The 16,012-nt window shown below is 67.5% G+C and carries 20 protein-coding genes; 6 read left to right on the top strand and 14 right to left on the bottom strand.

Annotated features, from left to right (window positions below; genetic code table 11):
* Positions 1–405 precede the first annotated feature (405 nt).
* Both ACT4N7_RS07630 and ACT4N7_RS07635 read left to right on the top strand, forming a co-directional pair.
* Positions 406–963 (top strand): hypothetical protein, encoded by a 558-nt coding sequence (locus ACT4N7_RS07630; RefSeq protein WP_444827894.1) that lies wholly within the window; start codon positions 406–408, stop codon positions 961–963.
* Positions 964–1,020: 57 nt separating this feature from the next.
* Positions 1,021–1,794, top strand: coding sequence for a phytanoyl-CoA dioxygenase family protein (locus ACT4N7_RS07635; protein ID WP_444827895.1), 774 nt, complete (start codon positions 1,021–1,023; stop codon positions 1,792–1,794).
* Positions 1,795–1,804: 10 nt separating this feature from the next.
* On the opposite strand, the gene thrS is transcribed toward ACT4N7_RS07635, so the two are convergent.
* On the bottom strand, positions 1,805–3,838 hold the full coding sequence (thrS, locus tag ACT4N7_RS07640; protein ID WP_444827896.1) for a threonine--tRNA ligase: 2,034 nt from the start codon (positions 3,836–3,838) through the stop codon (positions 1,805–1,807).
* A gap of 561 nt (positions 3,839–4,399) precedes the next feature.
* Between thrS and ACT4N7_RS07645 the strand changes: the two genes are divergently transcribed.
* A complete protein-coding gene (locus tag ACT4N7_RS07645; RefSeq protein ID WP_444827897.1) occupies positions 4,400–4,714 on the top strand; it encodes a hypothetical protein in 315 nt (104 codons plus the stop codon).
* 233 nt (positions 4,715–4,947) lie between these two features.
* Here the strand turns inward: ACT4N7_RS07645 and ACT4N7_RS07650 are convergent, their stop codons facing one another.
* Genes ACT4N7_RS07650 through ACT4N7_RS07660 form a run of 3 tightly spaced genes read right to left on the bottom strand, consistent with a single transcriptional unit; the run spans position 4,948 to position 6,284 of the window.
* Complete coding sequence (locus tag ACT4N7_RS07650) at positions 4,948–5,124, bottom strand: DUF397 domain-containing protein (RefSeq protein WP_444827898.1); 177 nt, start codon at positions 5,122–5,124, stop codon at positions 4,948–4,950.
* 26 nt (positions 5,125–5,150) lie between these two features.
* On the bottom strand, positions 5,151–5,333 hold the full coding sequence (locus ACT4N7_RS07655; RefSeq protein ID WP_444827899.1) for a DUF397 domain-containing protein: 183 nt from the start codon (positions 5,331–5,333) through the stop codon (positions 5,151–5,153).
* A 6-nt stretch (positions 5,334–5,339) separates the two neighbouring features.
* On the bottom strand, positions 5,340–6,284 hold the full coding sequence (locus ACT4N7_RS07660; RefSeq protein ID WP_444827900.1) for a helix-turn-helix domain-containing protein: 945 nt from the start codon (positions 6,282–6,284) through the stop codon (positions 5,340–5,342).
* Here ACT4N7_RS07660 and ACT4N7_RS07665 point away from each other — a divergent pair.
* A complete protein-coding gene (locus ACT4N7_RS07665) occupies positions 6,283–6,633 on the top strand; it encodes a hypothetical protein (RefSeq protein ID WP_444827901.1) in 351 nt (116 codons plus the stop codon). The genes ACT4N7_RS07660 and ACT4N7_RS07665 overlap by 2 nt on opposite strands.
* A 15-nt stretch (positions 6,634–6,648) precedes the next feature.
* Positions 6,649–6,996 (top strand): hypothetical protein, encoded by a 348-nt coding sequence (locus tag ACT4N7_RS07670; protein ID WP_444827902.1) that lies wholly within the window; start codon positions 6,649–6,651, stop codon positions 6,994–6,996.
* A 37-nt stretch (positions 6,997–7,033) separates the two neighbouring features.
* Here the strand turns inward: ACT4N7_RS07670 and ACT4N7_RS07675 are convergent, their stop codons facing one another.
* Positions 7,034–7,294 (bottom strand): hypothetical protein, encoded by a 261-nt coding sequence (locus tag ACT4N7_RS07675; RefSeq protein ID WP_444827903.1) that lies wholly within the window; start codon positions 7,292–7,294, stop codon positions 7,034–7,036.
* Between the two features lie 101 nt (positions 7,295–7,395).
* Between ACT4N7_RS07675 and ACT4N7_RS07680 the strand changes: the two genes are divergently transcribed.
* Positions 7,396–8,850 carry a M20/M25/M40 family metallo-hydrolase gene (locus tag ACT4N7_RS07680; protein WP_444827904.1) on the top strand — a complete coding sequence of 485 codons (1,455 nt, stop codon included), beginning with the start codon at positions 7,396–7,398 and terminating at the stop codon, positions 8,848–8,850.
* 6 nt (positions 8,851–8,856) lie between these two features.
* On the opposite strand, the gene ACT4N7_RS07685 is transcribed toward ACT4N7_RS07680, so the two are convergent.
* The 9 genes from ACT4N7_RS07685 to ACT4N7_RS07725 form a co-directional block, all read right to left on the bottom strand.
* Positions 8,857–9,234 (bottom strand): hypothetical protein, encoded by a 378-nt coding sequence (locus ACT4N7_RS07685; protein ID WP_444827905.1) that lies wholly within the window; start codon positions 9,232–9,234, stop codon positions 8,857–8,859.
* 26 nt (positions 9,235–9,260) lie between these two features.
* Positions 9,261–9,911, bottom strand: a complete 651-nt coding sequence (locus ACT4N7_RS07690) for a hypothetical protein (RefSeq protein WP_444827906.1) — start codon at positions 9,909–9,911, stop codon at positions 9,261–9,263.
* Positions 9,908–10,321, bottom strand: coding sequence for a hypothetical protein (locus tag ACT4N7_RS07695; RefSeq protein WP_444827907.1), 414 nt, complete (start codon positions 10,319–10,321; stop codon positions 9,908–9,910). Before ACT4N7_RS07695 ends, ACT4N7_RS07690 begins: the two co-directional genes overlap by 4 nt.
* Positions 10,318–12,006, bottom strand: coding sequence for a WXG100 family type VII secretion target (locus tag ACT4N7_RS07700; RefSeq protein WP_444827908.1), 1,689 nt, complete (start codon positions 12,004–12,006; stop codon positions 10,318–10,320). The genes ACT4N7_RS07695 and ACT4N7_RS07700 overlap by 4 nt, the downstream gene beginning before the upstream one ends.
* Entirely contained in the window at positions 12,003–12,311 is a 309-nt protein-coding gene (locus ACT4N7_RS07705; RefSeq protein WP_444827909.1) for a type VII secretion target, read from the bottom strand. The genes ACT4N7_RS07700 and ACT4N7_RS07705 overlap by 4 nt, the downstream gene beginning before the upstream one ends.
* Before the next feature lie 15 nt (positions 12,312–12,326).
* Complete coding sequence (locus ACT4N7_RS07710) at positions 12,327–12,848, bottom strand: YbaB/EbfC family nucleoid-associated protein (protein ID WP_444827910.1); 522 nt, start codon at positions 12,846–12,848, stop codon at positions 12,327–12,329.
* A gap of 70 nt (positions 12,849–12,918) precedes the next feature.
* Complete coding sequence (locus ACT4N7_RS07715) at positions 12,919–14,037, bottom strand: ADP-ribosylglycohydrolase family protein (RefSeq protein WP_444827911.1); 1,119 nt, start codon at positions 14,035–14,037, stop codon at positions 12,919–12,921.
* Between the two features lie 28 nt (positions 14,038–14,065).
* Complete coding sequence (locus tag ACT4N7_RS07720; RefSeq protein ID WP_444827912.1) at positions 14,066–14,815, bottom strand: ESX secretion-associated protein EspG; 750 nt, start codon at positions 14,813–14,815, stop codon at positions 14,066–14,068.
* A 121-nt stretch (positions 14,816–14,936) separates the two neighbouring features.
* A complete protein-coding gene (locus ACT4N7_RS07725) occupies positions 14,937–15,899 on the bottom strand; it encodes a DUF3558 domain-containing protein (RefSeq protein WP_444827913.1) in 963 nt (320 codons plus the stop codon).
* Positions 15,900–16,012 lie beyond the last annotated feature (113 nt).

Here is a 16,012-nt window from a genome sequence, read left to right on the forward strand (position 1 = left end):
GACCCGAAGCCGCCCGAGTCGTGACCTGCATCACATGATCAGGTGGACTGTCTCGACGCGCTACTGAGCACGCCTCGCCGATCACCCATACGGCCGTAGCCCGCATCCGCAGGCCACGGTTGGCTGATCAAGGGGAGGTGAATTGACCCGGCGAGCCCATGAGTACTACTCGAAGGCTCCCAGAACGTGAAGCCGGTCTGTCCCTTTGGAATAGACGTAAGGGGAAACGATGCGAACGCATGTGCCGTCGAACGAGATCACGGCGGAAGGTTACGCGCCGATCTACCATGACACCAAGGACCGCATGAGCGCGGTTTTCGGCGTGCGTAACGACCGCCACTGGCCCGCCGGAGAGCGGACCTGCTCCAAGTGCTACAGCGTGACGCCGCCTGCGAGGTCGTAGGGATGGAAAAGATCGTGCTCGTCGCTGAACCAGATTCGGTTCTTGGGCCGTGTCTTGCTGCCAAGCCGGATCTTGACGAGACTTTCCAGAAACGCCTCACCCTTTTGGAACAGTACGATCTCGGCTTCCTGCTGCTCGGCCTGAGTCCGCGTCGGCTTCTGCGCGATGGCCGACTGTTCGACAATGAGCAGGTGTGGCCACTGCTGTTGTGGTTCGCCCAGTGGGACAAGCACTGTCGTTTCTGGGCGGCTGAGGTAGTGAAGCAGTGGCTGATTTTTAACCCGTCAGAGGGAGATTTTGAAGGCGTCGAGGATGAGAAGGCAGTCGAGTTCCGCGACTACTTCTTCGAGAAGTACGCGATCCCACTCATCGCTGAGTTCCGCCAGTATGTCGCCTTGTCCATGATCTTTCCGGACGAGCACAACGCGCCATCCGGTCCGGTCGACATGGTGTGGCATTCGTTCATGCTCAACACTCAGGAGTATGAGGACTTCAGCGCGCGTATCTGGGTCGGAGCAGAGCACATGCCGCCCGAGGTTCCAGAGGAGGACTATCGCTGACGTTGTGAGTTGACGGCGAATGCGCGGATCGCTGAGATGGCAGGCGGGGTACCCACGGTGTCCGAGGGAATTGTCGGCAAGTTCAATCGACAGGGTTTCGTCGTACTGCGATCTCTGATCCCGAGCGATGACGCCCAACGCCTTGCTGAGTTGGTCGAGCGACGGCACCGAGATCCCGAAACGCACAAGGCGGCCGACTCGGACTTCGTGCGCGGCAACGTAGGTCTCATGCGAATGTTCGAGTACCACCAAGCGTTTCGTGACCTGCTGGTCGTGGAACCTGTCATTAGCCTCGTGGAACAGATCCTTGGTTCGGACTGCCACGTAGTTGCGCAGAACGCGCTGCGGACGCCGAACGGATCGGGGATCGTGAACTGGCACATTGACGACGCGCTGTTCTTCCCGTTCCTGGCTGACGCTCCCGCTCCTTTCGCCCTCAGCACTGCGCTGCCCTGTTACAGCCTGAATGTGATGGTCGTGCTCAGCGACGTGGACGATGAGACACACGGCCCGACACAGGTTGTTGCCGCAAGCCATCTGACGGGGAAAGCGCCGGAGTACAGTCCGGCGCTCCCGTCAGGGGTGTTTCCCACATCGTTGCTCGCACGCGCCGGGGACGCGTACTTGGTCAACAGCCAAACGTGGCACCGGGGCGCCCAGAATAAGTCTGGGCGCACCCGGTACCTACTGACCACCACGTATGGCCGTCGCTTCATCAGTCAGCGGTTCTATCCGTTCCTGAACTACGTGATGCCACAGCACGTGATCGCCGGCGCTTCGGATCACTTGCTTCGAGTGCTCGGCAAGCATCAGAAGGGGCCATACGGCTAGCTCGTAGGGGTCACTCGTCGGCCTTGGCGTCGTCCTTGCGCCACAGGTGCCCAGCGCCTTCGAGGCTCTTGCTGCGCACCAGTTCCAAGGCGTGCTCCACGAACGCGTCCACGGCCATGGACGTCTCTTCGCCGGACCGGTACCGCACCGTCACCGTTTGCTGTTCTGCCTCGCGGCGGCCCACAACGAGAATCAGCGGGATCTTCCTTGTGACCGCCGTGCGGATCTTGGCGTTCAACCGGCTATCGCCGGCATCGACGTCGACACGCAAACCGGCCTCGAACAGGATGTCGCGCACCTTGTAAGCGTAGTCGTTCATGTCCGGCATGACCGGGATGACCTGGACCTGTTCCGGGGCGAGCCAGACCGGGAACGCGCCCGCGAAGTGTTCCGTCAGGAAGCCGACGAATCGCTCGTGAGAGCCGAGCGGCGCGCGGTGGATCACTGCTACCTGCTTCTCGGTCCCGTCCGAGTCATTGTATCCAAGCTCGAAACGGCTTGGCGTATACAAATCGACCTGGTTGGTCGAGGCCGCGAACTCCTTGCCGGTGACTGCGCGGATGATGAAGTCGACCTTGGGGCCGTAGTGCGCAGCGCCGCCAAGTTCTTCGACAAACGGGATGTTGGACTCTTCCATCGCCTGACGCGTGATGCGCTCGGCGTTGTCCCACATCGCCGCGTCGTCGTGGTACTTGTCGGTGTTTGCCGGGTCGCGCAACGCCAGAACCATGTAGAAGTCGGTGATCCCCAGCGCGCGGTAGTAGTCGTCGTGCATCCTCATGACTTCGAGGAACTGGTCCTTGGCCTGGTCGAGCGTGCAGTAGATGTGGGCATCGTTCTGCGTGAACCCACGGGTCCGCATGATGCCGTGCAACTGGCCGCTGCGCTCGAACCGATAGACGGTTCCGTACTCGGCGATCTTGAACGGCAGGTCGCGGTAGCTCCGTGGCCGAGCCTTGTACACCATGTGATGGTGCGGGCAGTTCATCGGCCGCAGGTAGTATTTCTCGTCCTCGATCTCCATTGGGGAGTAGAGGTCATCTTCGTAGTACGGAAGGTGCCCGGACAGGTAGTACAGGGCGTCCTTGGTGATGTGTGGCGTGACGACGCGCTGGTACCCCAGTCCGCGCTCGGTCACCCGCGCCCAATCCTCCAGTTCATCCCGGATGATGGTGCCGTTGGGCATCCACAGCGGCAGACCGCGTCCGATCTCGTCGCTGAATGCGAACAGATCCAGTGCTTCGCCGATCTTGCGGTGGTCGCGCTTCGCGGCCTCTTCGAGGCGCTGGAGATGGTCCTTCAACTGGTCGCGCGTCGGCCACGCGGTGCCGTAGATCCGCTGAAGCTGCTTGTTCTTCTCATTGCCGCGCCAGTATGCCGCCGCATTGCGCATGAGCTTGAAAGCCGGGATCAACCTCGTTGAGGGCAGGTGCGGACCGCGACACAGATCCGACCAGCAGGTGTCTCCGGTGCGCATGTCCACGTTATCGTAGATCGTCAAGTTGCCCGACCCGACTTCCATGACCTCGCCGGTGTCAACCTCACCCTTGATGTCGATGAGTTCCAGCTTGTACGGCTCGTTGGTCAGTTCCGCCCGCGCATCCTCCAGCGAGGGAAACTCTCGGCGCTGGAACCGCTGACCTCTCTTGATGATCTCCCGCATCCGCAGCTCGATAGCCTCAAGGTGCTCCGGCTGGAATGGCTTGGCAACGTCGAAGTCGTAGTAGAAGCCGTCTTCGATAGGCGGGCCGATACCGAGCTTCGCGTGCGGGTGCAGCTCTTGGACCGCCTGGGCAAGCACGTGCGCGGTGGAGTGGCGCAGCACGTTCAACCCATCCGGGCTGGACATGGCGACCGGCTCAACTTCGACGCCGTCGTCGGGAGACCAAGCGAGATCCTTCAACGCGCCGTCAGGCGCTCGGACGACCACGATGGCGTTGGGGCCGGCCGTGGGCAGTTTGGTACCCGCGATAGCCTCGGCGGCCGTCGTCCCGGCCGGGACCAGTACTCGCTGGGCCGGGGCGTCAGGGCGGGTTGCAGACACGGACGGGCTCCTTCGGTCAACTGCCATGAGCACAGGTACGCGGTAGAGGTGATGATATTCCGCCCTACCGACTACGGACCGTGCGGGTCGAGCCCGCGTCTCCACTCGGCCGTCCAGCGGATGCTGTGTCCCGCCGGACGGGTTCGAGCAGGTGTTCACCGAGGATGCCACCGATGACTCGCTTGGCTTGGAATGTGCCCGACAGAAGGTGCTCGACTCGTAGAGGTCGGGCCGTGAAATTGCCTTGCGAAAGCACACGCAGATAGCCGAGATCAAGCCGGAGACGTGGCAGGGGTATTTGGCAGAGCACGCGAACAAGTACCAGCCGGGTCGCATGATCCGTAACACTCGGCTCACCGGAGCACTCACCCTATGACACTAAGAGGCTAAAGTGGCTTGGACGTACTGTGAACAGTGGAATTATATGCTGGACAAGCCACTGACACCGTTCGATGAGATTGAGGCGCGCCGACGTCACGAATCGGGGAACCTCTACACTGCGGTTACTACCGATTCAGCCGGTTGCGGATCCTGGTTCACGTTCGCCTGGAGAACGACTTCGTGGCCACCCATTTCCAGGACAGTCACGGGCGAGACAGCCTGGTTTACAACTTCCGGGCCATAGACGGGCGACTCTTCCTTCGGAAGATCATCACCTACACCTATGACGAGAATTCAGATGGAGATCCCCATGGACCGTTGGTAATCGAGTCGTACACCTTCACGCCCGAGGGGATCTGTCGCCAGGAAACCGACGATTCGCGGGCCGAGACAATCGAGTCGGTGGACCGCCATTCGGTTGATGTCTCGACCCATTGGGAGGGCATCCCACAGTTCGGCGAGTATGATGCGGTGGCGAAGCACGAACGCGACTGATTGAGCGTCGCTGCAAATACGAATGTCTCCACCCCGGCCGCTGGGGCCGGGGTGGGGTTTCGTTATTCGGGGGTCGGCCGTTCCTTCGCCTGTCCACCGACGCGCTTCGCGCGCAGGTACGCGACGTCGATGTGACTTAAATCACGTGATCAGGTGGACTCGTGGCCGTCAGCGGGAACTGGCACGGCCACGAGTCCAGTACCGAGCTTGCCCGAGCGCGGCTGAAGATCCCCTCAGCCGACGTGCCGGGTGAGGGTGCGCAGGGCGCGGGTGGGGATGGCGAGGTGCCCGCCGTGCGGGTTCTTGGAGTCGCGCACGGCAACGTCGGACTCGACGTAGGCGACCTCCACGCACGAGGTCTCTGAGCCGGAGCGGCTGGACTTGCGCCACCTCGCGCTGGTGAGGTCCATGGTGATCCCTTCGGTGACGGGTGCGGTCAGTGCTGGGTGGCGTGGTGCGTCAGGTGGTGCAGGGCGTGGGTGGGGATGGCGAGGTGTCCGCCGCGCGGGTTCTTGGAGTCGCGCACCGCGACCTCGGACTCGACGTGGGCGATCTCCACGCAGTCGGTCTCCGAGCCGGAGCGGCTGGACTTGCGCCACCGGGCGCTGGTGAGGTCCATGGTGTCTCACTTTCGGTCGTATTCGGTCGCGATGGACGCCAGGAACTCCATTGATTCGGCAGGTCCCAGCGCCGCCGCCGCGAGCGTATCGGTCAGTCGCTGAAACGGGCCGGTGTCCTCCGGCTTGTCCAGGAAGCCGGATGCCTGCTTGTGTTCGAGGTGCACGATCGCGGGTGCCTTGCCGAATTCCAACAGTTGAAAAGGTCCGTAGATCGGGTAACCGCCTTGCTGGAAGAGGATCACCTGCACGGTCACATTGGACAGCTTCGAGATCTCGATCACTCGGCGAATCTGCTCGGCCATCACCTCACGCCCGCCGAACGGGCGGCGCAAGGCGGCTTCGTCCATGATCACTTGATAGCGAGGCGGCACCTTGCGGGTCAACACGGTTTGCCGTCCTGCGCGGGCCGAAACGCGGATGTCGGTATCGACATCGGGCACGCCGCTGCGCTCCATGACGGCCCGCATGTAGGCGTGTGTTTGTAGCAAGCCTGGGATCAGTAGTGGCTGGAATTGGGCTATTCGGGTGGCTTGGGATTCGAAGGTGATCAGGGTCGGGAGCTGCTTGGGCAGAGCGCCGCCGGTCTCCCACCAACCCGACGCGGTGGCCTCGCGTGCCAGCTCCAGGACGCGTTCGCGCTCCAGACCGGAGACGCCGTAGACCACCAACAGGGCGGACACCTCCTCCGGGTTGGACACCCGGATCGCCAACTCCACCCGGTTCAGGCTGGCCGGTGAGATACCGACCAGCTTCGCGGCTTCCCTGGTGTTCAGGCCGGACCGCGCCCGCAGGTCCTTGAGTTCCGCCGCCAGGGCGCGGGCGCGCGCACTGCCTTGTCTCTCGGTCATGGCGGTTATCCCATCAGCGATCAACTCGGCAACGGAAGTACACGATCGGATGAACGTCTCACGCTGAGAGATATTCGAGACCGGTGCCACGGTGATGGCCATGGAAACCACACACGAAATGCCGTCCTGCGTTCTGGACGAGAACGGCCACCTGCTCCCGATCAGTGCCGACGAGGCTATGACCGTACTCACGGAGTGGGCGATGAATTATCCCACCGGCCGCTTCGCGGTGGTCGGGATGGCCCCGGACGGCTGGGACGCCGCCGTGCTCGGCTGGGGCCTCGCGCAGCCCGACCAGGTCTTCGTCAGCCTGGACGAGACCGGCGTGTCCGGCCGGTACGCCAGCGTGGACCGCGTGATCGACCTGCTCGCGCGCGCGGGCATCGACTCCCGGGTGATCTGGGTCGACGCCGAACCCGAACGCTGGGACGACGCGGAAACCACGGACTGAAAGGGGCAAGCACACGTGGCAACGCCCTATGCGCTGATGGCCATGCTCGATCTGAACGAGGGGCCGATCGAGTACCGCGTATTCGAGGATTACCTGGAGATCACCGTCGGCAGCGAACGCACGGAGTTGGTGGTGACCCTCAATCTGTCCACAAGCTGCGTGGTCACCCTCGCCTCGGTCATCGAGCAGGCGATACCGATGCTGCGCGCCAACGACGCCCTGATCAAGGAAGGTCGCATCACCGCGATGGCCGCCCCGCCCGAGTACCGGGTGATGATCGGGGACCCGTGCACCACGGAGCCCATGTTGACGGCATCGGCCGAGCCCACGCACGTGCCCGTGATCTCTCCCGCCGGATCCTGAACGCCCGCCTACGGAGTCAGCCCCGAGTCGGGAACGATCATGAATGGCGCCGCGCCTTGTCGATGACCGCCTCGTCCGCCAACTCGTCTGCCAGTTGGTTGAAGCCTGCTGGGTCGAACCCCAGCCGCACGGCCGATTCGTGCGGCGTCAAGCGGTAGGGCACCTGCCGTGGAATGCGTGGCGCCAGGGCCTGGCGCAGCGCGTCGTTCACGATCTGCTTCATCGGGCGACGTTCGCGATGGACCGCGTCGTTCACCAACCGGGTAACGTCATCGTCGAGAGTCAGGATGGTTCGCACGTTGGTCATCGTGATGCCGCGAAATTGGCAGCGTCAAGTTGCTTGGGCGGTGGCTGGCGCTGAGGGCGGACCCGGGACACGATGACCGGAACGCGGCAGCCATGCGTTCACGGTCGGCATGGTGGCAGGATCGTGTGGTGGACACGACAGCAGCGCAGCAGACGGTCCGGCGGTTGTGGGAGACGGAAATCCTGCCCAGCCTCCAGGACTTCATCGCGATCCCCGCCCTCTCGCCGCACTTCGACGCCGACTGGGCAGCCAACGGCCACCTCGACGCCGCCGTCGAGCACCTGCGAGCCTGGATCACCGCCCGCGCCATCGACGGCGCCCGGGTCGACGTGGTCCGGCTGCCGGAGCGGACGCCGCTGCTTGTCGTCGACGTCCCGGCCACCGAGGGCGTCACCGACACGGGGACAGTCCTGCTCTATGGCCACCTCGACAAGCAGCCACCGGTCGGCGGCTGGTCCGAGGGGCTCGGCCCGTGGCAGCCCGTGCTGCGCGACGGCAGGCTCTACGGCCGAGGCTCGGCCGACGACGGGTACGCGGGCTACGCGGCCACGGCCGCCATCGAGGCGGTCCGCGCGTCGGGCGGCGCGCACGGCCGGTGCGTCGTGCTGCTGGAGACCGGCGAGGAGTCCGGCAGCCCCGACCTGCCCGCGTACCTCGACCACCTGCGCGATCAACTCGGCCGCGTCTCGCTCGTCGTCTGTCTCGACTCCGGGGGCAACGACTACGAGCGGATGTGGCTGACCACATCGCTGCGCGGGCTCGCGTCGGTCGACGTCACCGTGCGGGTGTTGCGGGCCGGGCAGCACTCCGGGCTGGCCAGCGGCATCGTGCCCAGCTCGTTCCGGGTGCTGCGCGCGCTGCTCGACCGGATCGAGGACTCCGCGACCGGCGAGATCCTGCTGTCCGAGATGTACGTCGACATCCCCGCCGACCGCACCGCCGAGGCCCGCGCCACCGTCGACGCCGCCCCCGGCCTGGTGCGCGGCGCGTTCCCGCTGATCGACTCGACCGCGCCCGTGTCCGACAACGAGGTCGAGCTGGTGCTCAACGGGAGCTGGCGGCCCACGCTGTCGGTGATCGGCGCGGCCGGGCTGCCCGAGCCGGTGGACGCGGGCAACGTGCTGCGGCCGTTCACCACACTCACGCTGAGCTTCCGGCTCCCGCCCACGGCGGACTCGTCGGCCGCGCTGGAAGCCGTCTGCAAGGCGCTCACCGTCGACGTTCCCTACGGCGCCACCGTCGAACTCGCCCGCTCCGAGTACGCCGACGGCTGGAACGCCCCCGCCCTCGCGCCGTGGCTGCGCACCGCGCTCGACACGATGTCCGGCGAGGTGTTCGGCAACCCGTGGCGCGCGATCGGCCTCGGCGGTTCCATCCCGTTCATGGGCATGCTCGCCGAGCAGTATCCGCAGGCGCAGTTCGTGATCACCGGAGCCCTCGGCGCCGACAGCAACGCCCACGTCCCCGACGAATGGCTGCACGTCGCCCAGGCCACCCGGGTCACCGAAGCCGTCGCCCACATCCTCGACGCCCACGCGAGGTCTTAGCAGCCGCTACCGGGAGCGCACCCAGTCGGCGAACAGGAGATCCGCGTGGTGTTCGCGCAGCCTGGACAACTCGCGCACGCTGACGTTCTTCGCCCACGTGCCCGGGTCGATCTGGACGAACCCGTCGGCGGCGGCCTTCGACTTCTCCGGGCCCAGGTAGTACAGGCCGGTCGAGCCGTCCTCGGCGATGCCGACGACGTGGCACTCGTGGCCGAGGTAGTCCGCGCGCGTGGTCACCTCGTCGAGCCGCTCGCAGTCCACTATGGACACCTCGGCGCGCCAGGTTCCGTTGTCCCAGACGAAACCGCTGCCCTGGGTGTCGCTGCGCAGGATGACGACGCCGTTCTCCGGGTGCGAGTCGGCGGCGAACTCGAGGCCCCGCACAACGGCGAAGATGCCGGTTCGCGGGGTCATCGCAGGTCCGCCCAACCCGGCCGGTAGATCGCGACCGGCCTGCTGCCCGGGTGCGCCATGATCCGCGCCCCGCGCGGCACGATGCCCGGCCGCCGCCACCACAGCGGCAGCGCCAGGTCGCCGCCCGCCGACAGCCCGGTTCCGGTGTAGGGCCACGGCGCGATCTCGGTTCGGTACGTGTTCGGGTCGACGCCCGCCTCCCGGGCCGCAGCGGTCATCGCGTACGCCGAATCCCTTACCGCAGGCGAACTCGCGGACAGGTCGAGCGCCGTGGGCGCGCCGAACGGCACCACGAAGTGGTCCGGGTGGAGCACGGGGAACTCCATGGTGTGCAGCTCCGGCAGGTCCGGGTGGAACGGGCTGCCCGCGTAGTCGAGCCGGAACGCCTGAAGGTGATCGCGGGGCGTGCGCAGGTGCACGCAGTCCTGCCTGCGCGCAACAGTGCCCCCTACCAGCCGGAAGTCGAACGGCGGACGCGCGCCCACCACGCCGGCCGACACCTCGCCGCGCAGGTACCAATCGAGCGCGCCGGGGGCCAGCACCTTGACCATCACCGTGTCCGCGTCGAGCGCGACCATGGTGTGCACCCGGGCGGTCAGCACCCGCTCGTGCTGCCCCAGACCGCCCGACCCCGGCACCGAGGTCACGACCGGAACCTCAGGTCGCGCTGCTCCTCGTGCACGTCGTGCAACTCGGCGGCGGGGACGTCCCGCTGGTAGGTGTACTTGTCGACCTGGGTGAACCCGTGCTCGGCCGCCCAGGCGCCGTTGTCGTCGGCGTAGGTCACCGTGGCCGCCTCCGCCACCGCATCGATCGCGACTCGGTGGCCCTGCCACCGGGCGTAGGAGCGGGCCGCGTACACCCGGTCGCAGCGCTCCCCGGGCAGGTCGGCAACCCAGCCCTGATAACGGTCGTGCCACCCGAACAGCGCGCCGTCCGGGTTCTCCGCCTGCCTGGACTTGAGCACCACGCGGTCCTCGGTCGGCGAATAGGTACACGGGTGCGTGACACCGTCGATCACCGCGAACTGGCCGGTGCGCGGCCCGGTGTACCTCACGGTTTCACCCACCCGAGAACCCGGTCGTACGTCGCGACCAGCACCTTGTTGCCCCCGGTGTCGTACCTGCTGATCGTGGCACCCTCGGGGATCGGCACCCGCTCGGTGAGCACGAACTCCGGGACCCCCTTCGTCGGGTGCCCGGTGACGCCCGCCCCCGTGTACGGCCACTCGTTGATCGTCGGAGTGTACGTCCGCGGATCGACCCCGGCCCGCTCCGCGGCGGCGACCATCTCGTCCCTCGCGTGCAGCACCGCCGGGGAGTCCGAGGGCAGGGTTCCGGGCACGGCGGGCGCGCCGACCGGGGTCTTGTACAGCGACGGGTCGCCCGCGGGGAACTCCATGACGCTGATGTGGCTCTGGCTCGCGCTGTAGGGCGAGTTCGGGTAGTCGAGCCGGTTGCCGCTGATGAGATCGGCAGGCGTGCGCAACGCCCCGGCGTCCTGCTGGCGGGCGACGAACCCGCCGACCTCGGGGCTGTTCGTACCGTCGAGGTACTTCGCGACGGCGGCCTCCGGGAGCACCTTCTGCATCACCGTGCCGCCGGTGATGTCGACCTCCTTCATCGCCCGCGCCATGAGGTCGCGCTCGTGCGGGGTGAGTTGGCCCGACCCGGGCACCTGGCCGGGCACCGGATCGGCGCTGAGCTTGGCCATGGCGCCTTTGAACTCGGTGAACTCCTTGGGCGTGAGCTTGCCGCCGACACTCTGCAACCAGTGCTCGCCCCCGCGCGACGCGGTCGACAGGCCGGGCGTCGGGCCGCCTGCACCCTCCGGCGGGGTGGGCACGTCGCCCTGCGCGGAGCTGGGCGCGGTTTCGGTCCCCGCCTGCGGCCTCGCCCCGCTGGTTGCTGTGTCGCCCGGGGCGGCGCTCATGGTGTGGACCGAATCAAGGGCGTTCGGCGTCGCGGTGCGCGTGCCCGCGCGCAGCTTCTCCAGGCCCGACGTGATCGACACCCACAGCTCGCCGAGCTTGGTCAGCATCGGGCTCAGCTTCGCCAGCGAGCGGGTCAGCTTGGCGATCACCTCCGCGATCCGCTCGGCCCACAGCGCCACCAGCGAACCCACCGACGCCACGATGTGCGGCGTCGCCGAACCCAGCGTCACCCCGGCCTCGGCCAGCCACTGCGGGATGCGGACCACCAGCGTCGAAACGCACTCCGCGACCAGGTCGCGGACAAAACCCCGGACGACCCCGACCAGCACGCCGACGACTTCCACGACCGTGCCGACCGTGTCCGCGCCCCGTCCCACGGCGGTGATGTAGTCGCCCTGCTCGGCCGTGTTGCGCCGGTAGGCGTCTGCCGCCGGACCCGTCCAACCCGAGGTGCCGTTGGCCACCTCGGTCTTGAGTCCCTCGGCGACCCCGCCGACCGCCTTGGCCGCGTTCTTCCAGCTCTGCGCGTACGCGGCGATCTGGTCGGCGTCGCCCGCGAGCCAGTTCAACGCGTCCCGCAGCGGCTTGACCTGCTCGATCACCCAGGACACCGCGTACTGCCCGAGCCGCCCGAGCGGGTCCACCTTGAGCGAGAAGGCCTCCAGGCCGGTGCCCGCCAGCCCCAACCCGCCCTCGATCCACGAGCCGTCGCGCACACCGTTGTAGAGGTCGAGCGCGGACTCGGCGACGCCGATGCCGCTGTAGACCTTGGTCGAGTCCTGTCGCTCGGCTACCAGCGGGTTCGTCATCTCGGGCCGCCGGTGAAGGGCTTGGTGTTGGTCTGCTCGGTGTCGCCGTACGCGCGGGCGGTGTCGCGGACGCCGGTCGCGGTCGCGTCCACCGTCTCGGCCGCCTTGCCGATGACGGCCACGCCGGGCTCGCTCACCGCGCGCACCATGGGCACGAAGAACTGGCAGACCACGCCGTACGCCTGGTCGCCCAGATGGGCCTGCCGCGCGGCTAGCAGGGCCGTGTCCAGCTTGTCGTTGAGCGCGTCGAGGCGGCCCGCGTGCGCGCCCAACTCGTCGATCAGGACACCGTATCCCTCGGGCACCGGGGACTCCTTCGATCAGGTCAGGATGGACGGTCCGGTCCAGTCGTCTTCGTCGTCGGCCCGCTTCGGGCGGGTGGCGGACTGCGCGGGGGGCGGGTCCTCGGGCACGTCGCCGAGACTCAACTCCTCGACGCCGCGCACCGGTTCCGGGTCGGGTTCGGGGAACCGCTCGCGGTAGGAGCCGACGACCGCGGCCACGGTCTGCGCGTCGTCGCCGACCGTCCGCGCCATGACCTCGGAGACCCGCTCGGTGATCCGCGACTGGGCGCGCCGCATGGTGGTCAACACGAGCGCGGCCAACTCGGCGCCGCCGCTCAGCTCGTAGCACCGGTCGCTGATCACCAGGTCGGTCACCGCGCCGGTCGCGTCGACGGTGACCCTGACCACCTCGTCCCGGTCGGACTCGACCACGCTCACCTGCGCGACCTCGTTCTGCATCCGGTGGTAGCGCTGGGCTTTCGCCTCGACATCGGCCGCCCAGCGGCGCAGCTCCTGCTCGGTCTGGTGCCCGTCCCCACCGAATGACGGCTGGCTCATCCCGATTCCCCCGTGTCGCCGACCTGAGGTGATCTCACCGTCTGATCCGACCGTTGCGCAAGCCCCTGTTTCACCAAGCCGGGTAGCGGGACCGCCAGTCGGGGTCGGCCAGCGAGTTCGCCGCGCTGAACTCGATCAGCGCGTCGCCGCCCAGTTGCTCGATGACCTCGCGCAACTCCAGTTCGGCGAGCCACTCCGCCGGGATCGCGCCGACGCCGTGCGCCGCGCCCAGCAGGTTGCCGCAGATCGCGCCCGTGGAGTCGCTGTCGCCCGAATGGTTCACCGCGAACACCAGCCCGTCGGCGAGATCCTCCGCGACCAGCGCCGCGCACACCCCGATGGCCAGCGCCTCCTCGCCCACCCAGCCGCCGCCCAACTCCGCCGCCAACACTTCGGGCGTCGGCCGCCCGCGCTTGGCCAGCGCGACCGCCGCGTCCAGCGCCGCCACCGTCTCCGCCGAATCCTCCCAGGTGACCAGCTCCGCCCGCGCGTCGTCGAGCGCCTCGGGCAGCGCGGCGCCGTCGAGCAGGCGGTGGACCAGGAACGCCAGCGTGCCCGCGGTCAAGAAGCCGGTCGGGTGCCCGTGGGTCAGCGCGCCCGCCTGCGCGCCGATGACGAACCCGTCGAGCGGGTCCTCCGACCACAGCGCGCACGGCGCCGCCCGCATCACCGCGCCGCAACCCTTGGAATCGTTGAGGTGATGGGAAAGCGTGCCCCGCTCGGCGCCCTCCGCGAACCCCTGCAACGCGCTCAGCACCGTCGCGCCCGGCGCCCGGCGGTGGAACAGTTCGCGCTCGCGCACCAGCCACCCGTCCGGCTCGGCCTCCATCGCGTACGACCCGCCCGCGCGGTGCCACGGCACACCCTGGGTGTGATACCAGCGCTGATAGGCGTGCTGGACGACCGACGAGGTCTGCTGCTCGAAATACAGCAGCCGCCTGCCCACGTGGGCGCGGATCATCGCCTCCAGGGTGAACAGCGTCATCTGGGTGTCGTCGGTGACCCGGCCCCGGCCGCCGTAGGCGTCGGCGTACCCCGTCGTGCCGCCGGGGCCGAACCGGGCCCGGATCTCGTCGATCGTCAGGAACTCCACCGGAGCCCCGAGAGCGTCGCCGACCGCGCCCGCCAGCAGACACCCGAGCCAGCGGTCGGGCGGGATCACGCGGTCGTAAGGGAGGTCGCCGTCCACGCTCGGCAAGAGTAGTGACGCGCGCCTGTCACGCGATGGCCTGGTGCAACTCGGCGAGTCGCCTCCCGATCAACTGTGGCGTGCCCGGCACCGCCGTCACCGACCGCTCGCCGCGACCCGGCGCCTGGTAGACCGCCCAGCGGCCGTCCGGCACGTCGATGACGCTGACCCAGTCGGCGGCGCGGACCCGCTTGCCGCGGTGGTCGCGCCTGGCGGTGTAAAGCCTGCCACCGCCCACCCGCGGCGCCCGCATCAGCGCCTCCAGCCTGCGCGCCGCGGGCGGACGCGCCGACCGCGGCCTGCTCATGCTGAACCCGTCGGCCCTGGGCTGCGGCCGCAAGTCCGCCGCGGGCACCGAGATCGGCTCGCCCCGGCTCGCGGGCACGTTCGGCAGCCGGTACACGAACGAATCGAGCACCTTCGCCGGGTCGATCCGCTCGATGCTCACCTTGTCGTCGATGCGCTGCGCCAGCGCCGCCGACCGGCCCGCCGCGGCCGCCAACACCGAATACGGGCCCTCCGCGTCGTGCAGCCAGCCGTAGTACTCCACGGCCGCCCGCTGGATCACCGACAGCAGCCCGAGAAACTCCTCGTCCACCCCACGCGGCGTGTTCACCCCCGCCGCGTCCAACTCGCGCCGCGACCGCGCGTCGGTCTCCTGCCTGAACCGCGGCGAGAAGTAGCGCTCGCCACCGGTGAACACGGTGTGCGGCTCGCCCAGATTGTGCTGCCGCACCAGCCGGTAGAGCGTGTGGACCGACAGTTCGATCTTCGACACTGCTACTCCCCGATGCCCGGCGCGGCGGTGATCCGGTCGGTGCCGAAGATCGCCTCCGCGTCGTCGTCCCGCAGGAACGACGCCCGCGTGTGCTCCCTGTCGCCGCCACTGTCGAACACGATCAGCCCCCCGCCTTCATGGTCTGCACAGCCTCCGCCGCGACCTCCGCGGCCACCCTGCACGGTTCAGCAGTACCGATCTTTGACCTCGACTGTGACAGCCCCACCTGGAAGGTCAACCTGTCGGTGACACCGACCTCAACCCCGCAACTGCCCTTGTCGCGCCTATCAACCACGTCGAGGGCGACTGCGGGCAAGCCTTCGATGCTCGGGAGCGCATTGAAGTACACGTACTTCCCCGCATTATTCGCCTTGTAGGCGGCGCTCAATCCGCGCGGGATCTTCTCGCCCCAACTGATCTCGATGCTGCCGCCATCATCGTTGCGCCATCTGCACGCGTTGCCCACACCCGTGGCGCGTGCCGTGCCTGGCGAGGCGACCCCGAGCTTCGTGGTCTGCGTATCGGTGAGTACCAGACACGGATCCTGCTGGAACTTGGTCGTCTCGATCGGGCTCTCGACCTTCGGAGCCCCGTCGGAAGGTAGGTCCGCCGATTCCCCACTCGATGTCGTGGACGGGGACACCGAAGTGGTCGGTGGCCGCGACGTCGGTGGCGTGCCGCCGGGAATGGCCTGACCTGGCTGTTCACTGGTACACCCGGCGAGCGCGGCCATACCGAGCGCCGCGCAGAGGACCAACGTGCAAATGTGCGGCCGCAAGTCAGATTCCTCCGTCGATGTCCGACCCCGGCGGAGGGCCGGATTCGCCCGCTGCGTTGATGTCGCGGACACTCTCCCGGTCGACGCCAAGATAGTCATGCAAGGCATCCTTGAACTTCTGCGCCTGGTCAAGGCGTACTCTTGCTTCTCTACGAGCGAGTCGAGATACGCCTGACCAGCCGAATTGGCCACCGTGGCGTGCATCTGACTCGCGTAGCCAAGCCCAGCCCCCTCGATCTGCGCCAAATACCTCGACGCATCGAGGGATGCGGCGTAGCTGTCGGCCAGGTCCAGCCAGTCGGTCACGATGGCGCGGATCTCGTTCGGGGCAAAGGAGAATCCGCCGCCGTCGCCTGCCGGGGTGGCGGAGCGCCCATGGGGCCGCTGGCCACGATGTGGCCCAGTGACGAACCGATGCT

It is taken from the genome of Actinokineospora sp. (assembly GCF_052390155.1).
Classification (GTDB): domain Bacteria; phylum Actinomycetota; class Actinomycetes; order Mycobacteriales; family Pseudonocardiaceae; genus Actinokineospora.

Bases quoted from the DNA above. Each gene is read 5' to 3' on its own strand.
- ACT4N7_RS07660 (WP_444827900.1), bottom strand. From the start codon at position 6,284: ATGGCCATCACCGTGGCACCGGTCTCGAATATCTCTCAGCGTGAGACG.
- ACT4N7_RS07710 (WP_444827910.1), bottom strand. From the start codon at position 12,848: ATGAGCCAGCCGTCATTCGGTGGGGACGGGCACCAGACCGAGCAGGAG.
- ACT4N7_RS07630 (WP_444827894.1), top strand. From the start codon at position 406: ATGGAAAAGATCGTGCTCGTCGCTGAACCAGATTCGGTTCTTGGGCCG.
- ACT4N7_RS07655 (WP_444827899.1), bottom strand. From the start codon at position 5,333: ATGGACCTCACCAGCGCCCGGTGGCGCAAGTCCAGCCGCTCCGGCTCG.
- ACT4N7_RS07650 (WP_444827898.1), bottom strand. From the start codon at position 5,124: ATGGACCTCACCAGCGCGAGGTGGCGCAAGTCCAGCCGCTCCGGCTCA.
- ACT4N7_RS07680 (WP_444827904.1), top strand. From the start codon at position 7,396: ATGCGTTCACGGTCGGCATGGTGGCAGGATCGTGTGGTGGACACGACA.
- ACT4N7_RS07700 (WP_444827908.1), bottom strand. From the start codon at position 12,006: ATGACGAACCCGCTGGTAGCCGAGCGACAGGACTCGACCAAGGTCTAC.
- ACT4N7_RS07665 (WP_444827901.1), top strand. From the start codon at position 6,283: ATGGAAACCACACACGAAATGCCGTCCTGCGTTCTGGACGAGAACGGC.